General features: G+C 68.3%; 7 protein-coding genes. All 7 read left to right on the top strand.

Going from position 1 to position 12190, the window contains the following annotated elements:
- Nucleotides 1-272 precede the first annotated feature (272 nt).
- Nucleotides 273-638: a twitching motility response regulator PilG gene (pilG, locus tag ACVCMG_RS05735; RefSeq protein WP_395121350.1), complete on the top strand. Its 366-nt coding sequence runs from the start codon at nucleotides 273-275 to the stop codon at nucleotides 636-638.
- A 22-nt stretch (nucleotides 639-660) separates the two neighbouring features.
- Nucleotides 661-1032, top strand: a complete 372-nt coding sequence (locus ACVCMG_RS05730; protein ID WP_395117009.1) for a response regulator — start codon at nucleotides 661-663, stop codon at nucleotides 1030-1032.
- On the top strand, nucleotides 1029-1568 hold the full coding sequence (locus ACVCMG_RS05725; protein ID WP_395117011.1) for a chemotaxis protein CheW: 540 nt from the start codon (nucleotides 1029-1031) through the stop codon (nucleotides 1566-1568). Before ACVCMG_RS05730 ends, ACVCMG_RS05725 begins: the two co-directional genes overlap by 4 nt.
- Nucleotides 1569-1702: 134 nt before the next feature.
- Nucleotides 1703-3733, top strand: coding sequence for a methyl-accepting chemotaxis protein (locus tag ACVCMG_RS05720; RefSeq protein ID WP_395117013.1), 2031 nt, complete (start codon nucleotides 1703-1705; stop codon nucleotides 3731-3733).
- Between the two features lie 103 nt (nucleotides 3734-3836).
- A complete protein-coding gene (locus tag ACVCMG_RS05715) occupies nucleotides 3837-9716 on the top strand; it encodes an Hpt domain-containing protein (RefSeq protein ID WP_395117015.1) in 5880 nt (1959 codons plus the stop codon).
- Complete coding sequence (locus ACVCMG_RS05710; protein ID WP_447105758.1) at nucleotides 9709-11490, top strand: chemotaxis protein CheB; 1782 nt, start codon at nucleotides 9709-9711, stop codon at nucleotides 11488-11490. Before ACVCMG_RS05715 ends, ACVCMG_RS05710 begins: the two co-directional genes overlap by 8 nt.
- Nucleotides 11487-12020 (top strand): chemotaxis protein CheW, encoded by a 534-nt coding sequence (locus ACVCMG_RS05705; RefSeq protein ID WP_395117019.1) that lies wholly within the window; start codon nucleotides 11487-11489, stop codon nucleotides 12018-12020. Before ACVCMG_RS05710 ends, ACVCMG_RS05705 begins: the two co-directional genes overlap by 4 nt.
- Nucleotides 12021-12190 lie beyond the last annotated feature (170 nt).

The raw sequence follows: 12190 nt of genomic DNA, 5'->3' as shown, positions 1-12190 counted from the left end.
TGAGGTGCCAATATGCGTCAATTAGTGCGATCGGCGGGCATCGCGTCGCGGCGGTCGCTTGACAGTTTCGACGGGCAGGCAGTAAACAGCAAAGCTTCGGGGATGCCGCCACGGTGCGGGTTTGCAGCAGCCGGATCACCGGGATTTCCACACGCGTACCATTGGGCACAACAGTTGCATGTCCTGATACTTGTCCTGAGCTCGTGGCGAGCCACAGGGGGGAGTGAGTGAATTTGAACGTGAGCGTTACCGATTTGGCGGGCCTCAAGGTCATGGTGATCGATGACTCCAAGACCATCCGCCGCACCGCCGAGACCCTGCTGAAGAAAGAGGGCTGCGAGGTGCTGACCGCGGTCGACGGGTTCGAGGCGCTGGCCAAGATTTCCGACCAGAAGCCGGCGATCATCTTCGTCGACATCATGATGCCCCGCCTCGACGGCTATCAGACCTGCGCCCTGATCAAGAACAACCCCGAGTTCCGCGCCACGCCCGTGATCATGCTCAGCTCCAAGGACGGACTCTTCGACAAGGCGCGCGGCCGCATCGTCGGCGCCGAACAATACCTGACCAAGCCGTTCACCCGTGACGAGCTGCTTGGCGCAATCCATCGACATGTCAGTACTGCAGCAAGTCACTGACTGCAGACCCTGAGGGGGAGCTGTGGCAAACATTCTCATCATCGACGACTCACCCACCGACGTACGCGTGTTCACCACGCTGCTGGAGCGGGCCGGGCACCACGTGGCAGCCGTGAGCACGGCCGAGGAGGGCATCGAGCGCGTGCGCGCCGAACAGCCTGACCTGGTCATCATGGACGTCATCATGCCCGGCATGAACGGCTTCCAGGCCACCCGTACGCTCACCCGCGACCCCAAAACCCAGCACGTGCCGGTGGTGATGATCACCACCAAGTCGATGGAAACCGATCGCGTCTGGGGCATGCGCCAGGGCGCGCGCGCCTTCATCACCAAGCCGGTGAACGAAAAAGACCTGCTGGCCTGCATCAACGATCTGCTGTCGAGCGGCTCATGAACCAGAGCGCCAACCGTACCCCGTTCGAGATTCTGGCGCGCTACGAGCGGCTGTCGCTGGCGCATGCCTCCGATACCCAGGACAAGTTCGAGGCACCGGGCCTGTGGCGCGGCATCGGTTTCCGGGTCGGTTCCAGGCTGCTGGTCAGCGGCATTGACGAGATCAACGAGCTGCTCGCCGTGCCGGTGCTGACTCCGGTGCCGGGCACCCAGCCATGGCTGCTCGGCGTGGCCAACGTGCGCGGCAACCTGGTGCCGGTGGTGGACATCGGGCGCTTCCTGTTCGGCGAACGCACCCAGCATTCCGATCGGAGCCGGTTGCTGGTGGTGCGCCAGGGCGGCGGCAGCGTCGCCTTGCTGGTGGACGAGGTGCTCGGCCAGCGCACGGTGGACGCGGAGCAGCGCCAGCAGGCGCAGGAAGAAGCCGATCCGCGGCTGGCGCGTTTCGTGGACAACCGGGTGGGCGAGCAGCAACTGGCGATTTTCAGCATGAACCGGCTCGTGCGTGCACCGGATTTCCGTCAGGCGGCTGCCTGACGACCGGGTGAAGCCGGCAGGGGATGCCGTGCGGTTGGAGCGGGGAGACCGGAAGGCCGGCACCCGCTTCGGGGCAGCGCGGCAGGGGCCGGTGCGTATGGGCGGCACATATCAGTTAGACCGATGAGGTGAACATGAGTACTACAGGGGGCGTCAGCCGGGAACGCGGATATACCGCACTCATTGTCCTGCTGCTGATCGCGATCGGTTTCGCGGCACTCGACTTCTTCATGCTCAACCAGAAGAACGGCGAGGATCGCCAGGCGGTCGCGCTGACCACGCAAATCCAGGTGCTGTCGCAGCAGACGGCGAAGTTCGCGCTGGAATCCGCCGACGGCAACGTGGACTCCTTCAAGGAACTCGAGTCCACCCGCAATGCCATCGACTCGGCGGTCAAGCGACTGGACAAGGGTGACCCCGACAGCGGCATGCAAGCCTATGCCGACGGCAACAAGTCGCCGGCTGGCCGTGCCGTGACCGCGCTGGACGCGGCCTGGGCGCAGCTCGACGCCGATATCGGCAAGATCCTTTCGAACAAGGCGGTGGTGCTCGACTCGGGCCAGCGCGCGGCGACGATTTCGCAGCAGATGCCGCTGCTCAACTCCAGCATGGAGCAGGTGGTCAACATCCTGCAGCAGCGCAACGGCAGTTCCGAACAGATGCTCGGTACCTCGCGCCAGATGCTGTCCGCCGACCGCATCATCCGCCGCGTGCAGGAGGTGCTGCAGGGCGGCGACAACGCCCAGTCCGCGGCCGACGGTCTGTCGCGCGACGCGCAGTTGTACGGCAGCGTGCTCAAGGGCCTGATCGAGGGCAACCCGGACAGCGGCGTGCGGCCGATCTCCGACGCCAATGCGCGCAAGATCCTTACCGAGATGGACGCCAGCTGGACGAAGCTGGCCGACCCGGTGGCCAAGCTGTCCGCCGCTGCCGCCAACATCGCCGACGTGAAGCGCGCCGGCAACCAGGCCTCGCTGGATTCGCAGACCGTCCTGCTGCGCGCCAACGACCTGTCCGACCAGATCGGCAAGCTGCCGCTGCGCCGGTTGTTCCCGAACGTGTGGTGGGGCCTGTTCGGCGCCATCGCCGCGGTCGCCTTCGCCCTGCTGCTGGTCATCGCCCTGGTCACCGACCAGCGCAAGCGTTTCGCCCAGAGTACCGAGCTGAACCAGCGCAACCAGGAGGCGATCATGCGCCTGCTGGACGAGATGGGTTCGCTGGCCGAAGGCGACCTGACCGTGAAGACCACGGTGTCGGAGGACATCACCGGCGCGATCGCCGACTCGGTGAACTACGCCATCGACGAGCTGCGATCGCTGGTGACCACCATCAACGAGACTTCCGAGCAGGTGTCGTCCTCGGCGCAGGAAACCCAGACCACCGCCCGCCACCTGGCCAACGCGGCCGAGCAGCAGGCGCAGCAGATCACCTCGGCGACCTCGGCGATCAACCAGATCGTGAGCTCGATGGACGTGGTGTCCAAGGATTCCGCCGAATCCGCCGACGTGGCCGAGCGTTCGGTGAAGATCGCCTCGCGCGGCGCCGAGGTGGTGCGCGAGACGATCTCCGGCATGGACTCCATCCGCGACCAGATCCAGGAGACCTCCAAGCGCATCAAGCGCCTGGGCGAATCCTCGCAGGAGATCGGCTCGATCGTGGAACTGATCAATGACATCGCCGAGCAGACCAACATCCTGGCCTTGAACGCGGCCATCCAGGCGGCCTCGGCCGGCGAGGCGGGTCGCGGTTTCGCGGTCGTGGCGGACGAAGTGCAGCGACTGGCCGAACGCTCCACCAGCGCGACCAAGCGCATCGAGACGCTGGTGCAGACGATTCAGTCCGATACCAACGAAGCGGTGAACTCGATGGAGCAGACCACCGCCGAGGTGGTCGCCGGTGCGCGACTGGCCGAGGACGCCGGCAGCGCGCTGGGCGACATCGAGCGCGTCTCGCACGATCTGTCCGCGCTGATTCAGAACATCTCCACCGCGGCGCGCGAGCAGTCCGCGGCGGCAACCGATATCTCGGTGTCGATGAACGCGATCCAGGAAATTACCTCGCAGACCTCGCAGGGCGCGAGCCAGACGGCCGACTCGATCGGTACCCTGGCGCAACTGGCAAGCGACCTGCGGCGTTCCGTGGCCCACTTCAAGCTGCCGGGATGATTTTGCTCGACGTGGGCAGCAGCCGGATGAATACACGCACAGTACGGGGGGCAGTCTCGCTGGTTTCGCAATGCCCGCATGGCGTGACCGCTGAGAGAGGCGCATGAGACTTCAAGACCACATCGATTTCACCACGCTGCAGTGGGTCAAGCCGGAACTCGACGACACCTTGTCGATCGCCCGCGAGGCACTGGAGTCGTACGTCGACAATCCGGGGAAGCGCGATTTCATGCGCACCTGCACGGATCATCTGCATCAGGTGCACGGCACGCTGAAGATGGTCGAGCTGTACGGCGCGGCGGCGGTCACCGCGGAGATGGAGGCCCTGGTCGGCGCGCTGTTGAACGACCAGGTGCTCCAGCGCGAGGAAGCCTACGCCGCCCTGATGCGTGGCCTGATGCAGCTGCCGGACTACCTGGAACGGCTGTCCAGCGGCCATCGCGACGTGCCGGTGGTGCTGCTGCCGCTGCTGAACGATCTGCGTGCCACCCGCGGGCTGGAGCCGCTGCCCGAGTCGTCGATGTTCCATCCGAACCTCGACGCCTTCCTGCCGGAGCAGGCTCCGGCGGCGATGAGCGAGGCTTATGCCGCGGCGCACCGCGTGGAGCTGGCCGGTTTGCGCCTGCGTTTCCAGCAGCAGTTGCTGGCGTGGTTCCGCGGCCAGGATGCGGCCCAGCAACTGGTCGCCATGCGCAAGACCCTGCTGGCGATCACTGCGCGTTGTTATCACGTGCATGGCCGGCGCCTGTGGTGGATCGCCGCCGGGGTGCTGGAAGGTCTCGAACAAGGCATGCTCAAGGGGCACGCCCCCGAAGTGCGCCAGCTGATCGGCAAGGTGGATCGCAACATCCGCCTGCTGATCGAACATGGCGAGAACAGCCTGCGCGCGAGCGATGCCGACGAGGTGGCCTGCAAGCTGCTCTACATCGTGGCCCAGGCCAAGCAGCGCAGCCCGCACATGGAGCTGTTGCGCAGCACCTACGCGCTGGACAGCCTGCTGCCCGATGCCGGTGAACTGGAACACGCCCGCGGCTCGATGGCCGGGCACAACCGCGCCCTGCTCGATTCGGTGTCGCGCGCGCTCAAGGACGACCTGCTGCGCGTCAAGGAAGCGCTGGACCTGTTTCTGCGCGAGCAGGACGGCGATCCGGCCCAGCTTGCCGCCCAGGGCGAAGTGCTCGAACGGGTCGGCGACACGCTGGGCATGCTGGCGCTGGCGGTGCCGCGCCGCGTGGTCGGCGAGCAGCGCCGCGTGCTCGACGAAATCGCCAACCGCCTGCGTCCTGCCGACGAGGAAACGCTGCTGGATGTCGCCGGCGCGCTGCTCTACGTGGAGGCGTCGCTGGACGACCACATCGAGAGCCTCGGCTCCGAAGGCGAACCTGCCGCTGCCGCCGACCCCACGCAGGGGTTGCCGCGCAGCGAAGCGCTCGGCGTGGTCTCCACCCTGATGCAGGAAGCGATCGGCAACACCGGCAAGGTGAAGGACGCGATCGTTGCCTTCGTGGAGTCGGGCTGGCAGCACGATCGCCTGGCCGGTGCGCCGCCGTTGATGGACGAGGTGGCCGGCGCCATGCGCATGCTGTCCTCGCCGCGTCCGGCCGAACTGGCCCAGGGCGTGGGCCGGTTCATCGACTACGAATTGCTGCAGGACCGTCGCGTGCCCAGCGGTGCGCAGATGGATCACCTGGCCGACGCGCTGGCCGCGCTGGAGTACTACCTGGAGGCGGCGCGCGAGCACCGTGGCGGCCTCGAACACATCCTCGACGTGGCCGAGCACAGCCTGGCCCAGCTTGGCTACTGGCCGGTCCCGGCGCAGCGCGCGGCCGTGGAGGAGCCCGCGCCGGTCGCCGAGGCACCGGCTTCCGCGTCGCTCGAAGCCGAGCAGCACCCCGACCTCTCCGAGTCCGTCAGCCTGCTGCCCGGCGCCGATCTCGGCAGCCTGTTCGTCGGCGACGCGCAGGCTTCGCCCGAACCCACGCATGACCTCGACGGGCTGCGACTGGCGGAGACCGGCGCACCGGCGAGCCCGGCCAGCGCCGTCGGCGAGGACTGGGTCGAGATCGAGGAGCAGGTCACCGAACAGGTGCCCGTCGCCGATCCGCTGGCGGCAAACACCCGCTTCAACGCCGATGCCGAAGGCATCGACGACGACATCCGCGACATCTTCCTGGAGGAAATGCAGGAGGAGATCGACAACCTCGCGGTGGCCCAGAAGGATTGGCTGGCCGACCCGGCGCAGACGCCGGCGCTGGTCGGCATCCGCCGCTCGTTCCACACCCTGAAGGGCTCCGGCCGCCTGGTCGGCGCCGGCGTGCTGGGCGAGTTCGCGTGGAAGGTGGAGGACATGCTCAACCGCGTCCTCGACCATACGATCGAGCCGGACCAGAACGTGCAGGACGTGGTCCGCCACGCCATCGACGCGCTGCCGCAACTGCTGGCTGCGCTCAAGGGCGAGGGCGATCCGCAGGTGCCGCTCAGCGCGATCATGCAGGCCGCCGAGCGGCTGGCCGCAGGCCAGCCGGCACGGGTGGAAGACTTCATGCAGCGCGGTACCGAAACGGTCACCCGCACGGTGGTCCGCCGCGTGCCGCGCGCCACCGTCGACGCGGCCGACGTGCCGCGGGCCAGCCTTACCGATGCCGACGTGGCAAGCGCGGCCGCCGCCGAGCCCGTGCCGGCCGAGCCGGAACCGCTGGTGGACATGCCGGCGATGCCGCCGATCGATCCGGTGCTGCTGGAGATCCTGCGCAGCGAAGTTGCCCAGTACCTGCAGACCATCCGCACCGCGATCCAGCGCAGCGAAGGCGCGTTGCCGGTCAGCGAGGAGCTGCTGCGGGCCGTGCACACCTTGCACGGCGCGATCGCGATGGTCGACATCCCGCTGCTGACACAGTTGCTATCGCCGCTGGAAGGCCTGTTCAAGCGCCTGCGCGCATCCGGCCAGCCGCTGCCCGCGTCGGGCGTGCGCCTGCTCGGCCAGGCGGCCGACGTGGTCGACCAGGTAATGGCCCAGTTCGACGCCCCGGCGTTGCCGTTGCCCAACGTCGACGCGCTCACCGCGCAGATCACCGAGATGCGCGACGACTACCCCGAGTCGCAAGTCGCGCATGTGATATTCGAGCCGCAAGCGGGCGATGATGCGGTGGACGAGCCGGCCATCGAGGCCGACACCGCCCGCGAGTCGACTCCGACCCTCGCCGAGCCGTCCGCGCCGGAAGGCGTCGATGCGGAAACCGGTCACGACGAGCACATGGATGCCGCTGCCGAGATGACCGCTGCGCTGCGCGCCTTCGAGCCCGACGCGGCCATCGCCGCGGCCAACGCCGCCGCCGAAGCTGCTCGCCAGGCCGCTGCCGAGCAAGCCGCTGCCGAGCAAGCTGCGCAGGAGGAGGCCGCACGCGAGCGGGCGGCTGCCGAACAAGCTGCCGCGGAACAAGCCGCGGCAGAGCAGGCGGAACAACTGGCGGCGGCGCAGGCCGCCGCGGAACAGGCGGCAGCCGAACAAGCTGCGGCCGAGCAGGCTGCCAAGCAGGCCGCCGCCGAGCAGGCCGCCGCCAGGGCCGCCGCGACTCGGGTGGAACCGGCGCCCGCGTTCGTGCTGCCCGACGGTAGCCGCATCGACGCCGACCTGCTCGAAGTGTTCATCGACGAGGCGCGCGAGATTCTCGACAGCGCCGACGGCGTGCTCGCCAAGTGGCACGCCGATCCCGCCGATACGTCCTGCGTCGGCGAACTGCAGCGCGACCTGCACACGCTCAAGGGCGGTGCGCGCATCGCAGGCCTGGTGTCGGTGGGCGACCTCGCCCACGCGATCGAGACGGTGCTGGAAAAACCCATCCGCGACGCCGACAAGACCGGCACGCTGATCAGTGCGCTCGAGGCGAGCTTCGATCAGCTCAACACGATGGTCCAGCGCGTGTCGCAGGGCCACATGCCGGAGTATCCGCAGGCCGCGATCGACCACCTGCTGCAGCTTGCCGGCGCCACCGCGCTGGTCGGCGAGGCCGAACCCGCGACGGACGCGTCGCACGCGCCGGTGGAGGAGGCGCCGCAACCCGTCGCCCATGAGGACGAGCACAGCCTGCCCGAGCTGCTGCCCGAGACGGCGCGCGAGACGCACTCGCCGCAGGAGCAGATCCGCGTCCGCGCCGACCTGCTGGACAACCTGGTCAACCATGCCGGCGAAGTGGCGATCTACCGCTCGCGACTGGAACAGCAGGTGGCCGGCTACCGCTTCAACCTGGTCGAGCTGGAACAGACCGTGGCACGCCTGCGCAGCCAGCTGCGCATGCTGGAAATCGAGACCGAGGCGCAGATCATCGCGCGCTTCCAGCGCGAGCATCGCGAGGCGGGCCTGACCGCGTTCGATCCGCTCGAGCTCGATCGCTACTCGCAACTGCAGCAGTACTCGCGAGCGCTGGCCGAGTCGGTGTCCGATCTGGTGTCCATCCAGAACATGCTGGATGAGCTGACCCGCCAGGCCGAAACCTTGCTGATCCAGCAGTCGCGGGTCAGCACCGAACTGCAGGACGGCCTGCTGCGCACGCGCATGCTGCCGTTCGACACGATGGTGCCCAATCTGCGCCGCACCCTGCGCCAGGCCGCGCAGGAAGAGCACAAGCAGGCCCAGCTCTACGTCGACGGCGCGCACGGCGAAATGGACCGCAACCTGCTCGACCGCATCAAGGCACCGTTCGAGCACATGCTGCGCAACGCCATCGCGCACGGCATCGAGAGTCCGGCCGAGCGGCGCAAGCTGGGCAAGCCGGCCGAGGGCGCGGTGCGCATCAAGGTGGCCCGCGAGGCGACCGAGGTGGTGGTGCGGGTCAGCGACGACGGTCGCGGCCTCAATCGCGAGGCTATCCGCAAGCGCGGCATCGAGCGCGGCATGCTGCGTCCGGAAACGCGGCCTACCGACAATCAGCTGCTGTCGCTGATCACCCAGCCCGGCTTCTCCACCGCCAGCCAGGTCACCCAGCTGGCCGGTCGCGGCGTCGGCATGGACGTGGTCGCCAACGAGATCAAGCAGCTCGGCGGTTCGCTGTCGATCGAGTCGGAGGAAGGCCAGGGCACCACCTTCGTGCTGCGCCTGCCGTTCACCCTCGCCGTCACCCAGGCCATCCTGGTGCGCATCGGTGAGGCCACGTTCGCCATCCCGATGACCTCGGTACAGGGCGTGGCGCGAGTCAACCCGGAAGACCTGGCTGCACTGCTGGCCACCGACGAGCCCTCGTTCCAGTACGGCAACGAGGACTACGGCGTCCACGACCTGGCCGAGCTGCTCGGCCTGCCGCCCGGCCTCGCCACCGAGGACGAACAGCAGCCGCTGCTGCTGACCCGCGCGGGCGACCTGCGCGCGGCCATCCGCATCGACGCCGTGCTCGGTTCGCGCGAGATCGTGGTCAAGTCGGTCGGCCCGCAGATCAGCTCGGTGCCGGGCCTGCTCGGCGCCACCATCATGGGCGATGGTTCGGTGCTGATCATTCTCGACCTGGCGCCGCTCGTACGTCACGGCATGATCCGCCGCGAGCAGCGCCTGGCCGAAGGCCTCAGCGCGGTCAAGGCGCCGGTCATCGAGGAGGTGCTGGTACGTCCGCTGGTGATGGTGGTCGACGACTCGATCACCATGCGCAAGGTCACGGGTCGCGTGCTGGAACGCCACGAGTACGAGGTCAGCACCGCCAAGGACGGTGTCGACGCGCTGGAGAAACTGCACGAGCGCGTACCCGACCTGATGCTGCTGGACATCGAGATGCCGCGCATGGACGGCTACGAGCTGGCCACTCACATGAAGGCCGACCCGCGGTTGCGCGACGTGCCGATCATCATGATCACCTCGCGCAGCGGCGACAAGCACCGCCAGCGCGCGTTCGACATCGGCGTGGATCGATACCTCGGAAAGCCCTACCAGGAGGCGGAACTGCTGCTGCAGATCGCCGAGGTGCTGGAGCAACGTGCCGCGGAGCCGATTCATGACTGATACGCCACCCGCGGTCGCGCTGCTGTTCGACGACAGCGAACTCGGTGGGCATTTGCGCGATGCGCTGCACGAGCGCGGCGCGCGGATCGTCCACGAGGGCGGCGTGGCCGGGCTGAACCGCGAACTGCTGCAGCAGGTGGGCGCGGACGTACTGGTGATCAACCTGGACGACGACGCCGACGATGCGCTCGACCAGTTGTACGACATCATCGACGGCGACCGGCCGCGGGTGGTGTTCAACGATGCCCAGGCCAGCCGCGCGCTGTCCGGCTGGGATCGTGCGCGCTGGGCGCGCCACCTGGCGGTGAAAGTGCTGGCGATGGGCGACATCGACCCGCCGCGGCCCGAGGATGCGCGCGAGGTGCAGGTCGCGCCTGCGCTGGTCGCAGCGGTTGCGCCGGTGGTGACGGAGACCCTTGGTCGCGACGCGGTCGACGAGTCCGCGATCTTCGCCACGCCGGCAGAAGACGATCTGGCAGCGCCGATCGCGCAGGACGCGGCGACGCCGGTGACGGCAGACGAGCCGCCGCCGGACCTGCCCGCCGACGAGCCGCTGCAGACCGCGGCCAGCGAAGACGACGCTCCCGGCGCTGCGTTCGATGCGCACGCCGGCATTCCGTTCGATGACGAGATCGAGCCGGCGGCCGACCCCGGCATCACCGCCGAATCGGATGACCTGGCTGCCGAACTCGAGGCGCTGCTCGCCTCCGGCGAATTGCCGGACGAAGAGGACGAGCAGACGGTCGGCGCGGGCTTGCGCTTCACCGGCGACGAGGAACTGCCGCCGCTGCACGACGGCGACTTCGGCGTGGTGGAACTGGCCGATTCCGACGACGACGGCATCGCACTGGACGAAAGCGCGCCGTCATCCGCGGTCGATGAGCTGGACTTTTCGGCGCTGGATGCCCCGGACCTGACCGCCGAGGCGATGGATGCCGCTGCGTCGGTCGTGCCCGCCGCACCCGAGACGCCGGTGCGCGCGCCGGACAACTGGGCCTTGCTCGACGAGGAGGCGCCGGTCGAATCAAATGACAAGCCCGACGCCGCCGCGTTCGGCATCGAGAAACTCAGCGCCGCGGAATTCCTGGCGCCCGACGTGGAGCCGGTCGCCGCCGATCTGCAGCCGACCATGAGCCTGGAACTGGTCTCGATGGAGGAGGCGATTGCGCCGCAGGCCTTCGTGCCGGATCACGAGATGGTGCTGGATGAACTCGGCTCGGCGCTGAGCCGGATCGTGTTGCTCGGCGCGGCGGTCGATGGCGTCGACTCGGTGTGCGAGTTCATGCGCAGCTTGCCCGCCAGCACTCGCCTGACGTTCCTGCTGACCCAGCACCTGGGCAGCCACACCGAGCAGGAAATGCTCGCGCGGCTCGCCGAAAAGAGCCCGCTGCCGGTACGCGTGGCCGAAGCCGGCCGTCGCGTCGGCATGGGCGAGGTGCTGATGGTGCCCGCCGGCCAACAGGTTCGCCTGCGTCGCGACGGCAGCGTGGAGCTGCTTGCCGACGCCGCGCCGGAACCGTCGATCGACGCCAGCCTGAGCATGGCCGCGAACGGCTTCGGCCGCGATGCGGTGGCGATCGTCTTTGCCGGGCGCGGCAACGACGCGATCGCCGGCTCGCAGGCGATCCATGATCGAGGCGGCCAGGTCTGGGTCGAATCGTCGTCCGGGGATCATTTCGCCGACATGGTCAGCGGGATCTTCGCCGAGCGACTGGTCAGTTTCTCCGGTACGCCGTCCGAACTGGCGGCGCACCTGATCGAGGTGTTTCCATGAGTGATCCGTTGCCGCGTGAAATCCGCTGCGTGCTGGTGCCGGTCGGCGAAGCGCGCATGCTGCTGCCCAATGCCACGATCGCGGAGGTGGTGACGTACAGCGCGCCCGAGCCGGTCGAGGGCGCGCCGCACTGGCTGCTTGGCCGCATCGCCTGGCGTGGCTGGCGCGTGCCGCTGGTGTCGTTCACGCAGCTCGCCGGCACCGCCGAGGGCGACAGCGAGCTGGTGGTGCGCGTGGCCGTGCTCAAGGCGCTGGGCGGCGATCCGCGCCTGCCGTTCATCGCGGTGCAGACCCAGGGTTTCCCGCGCCTGACCACGCTCAATGCCGAGCTGATCATCCCCACCCACGACGGCAAGGGCTTGCCCGACGGCGTGCGCGCGCACGTGCTGGTACGCGACGACGTGGCGATGATCCCCGATCTGGAGTGGATCGAGGCGCATCTGCTCGACCTGCTCGATGCCGGCCAGGATGACGCTGCCGCCGGCGAGATGCCGCCGGACGCACCCGGCGCGGCCGACATCCTGCACTGAGTCCACGGCATCGGCGCGACTGCGCGTCGGTGGCGGGCCGTGTACATCCTGGTGTGCAACCTCCGGATGGCGAAATTTGACGCGTTGTGCACCTTGTTGGGGTGATCGTTCGCCCCGGCGAACTCGCTCGGGCCACCGGGCAGGGGGCTCGCCTGTGGGGTCCACTTCGA

Source organism: Rhodanobacter sp. UC4451_H18, from assembly GCF_052978225.1.
Note: the sequence above shows the minus strand (reverse complement) of the source record. Positions and strands in the feature narration are given on the sequence as shown.

Bases quoted from the DNA above. Each gene is read 5' to 3' on its own strand.
- pilG (WP_395121350.1), top strand. From the start codon at position 273: ATGGTGATCGATGACTCCAAGACCATCCGCCGCACCGCCGAGACCCTG.
- ACVCMG_RS05725 (WP_395117011.1), top strand. From the start codon at position 1,029: ATGAACCAGAGCGCCAACCGTACCCCGTTCGAGATTCTGGCGCGCTAC.
- ACVCMG_RS05720 (WP_395117013.1), top strand. From the start codon at position 1,703: ATGAGTACTACAGGGGGCGTCAGCCGGGAACGCGGATATACCGCACTC.
- ACVCMG_RS05715 (WP_395117015.1), top strand. From the start codon at position 3,837: ATGAGACTTCAAGACCACATCGATTTCACCACGCTGCAGTGGGTCAAG.
- ACVCMG_RS05710 (WP_447105758.1), top strand. From the start codon at position 9,709: ATGACTGATACGCCACCCGCGGTCGCGCTGCTGTTCGACGACAGCGAA.
- ACVCMG_RS05705 (WP_395117019.1), top strand. From the start codon at position 11,487: ATGAGTGATCCGTTGCCGCGTGAAATCCGCTGCGTGCTGGTGCCGGTC.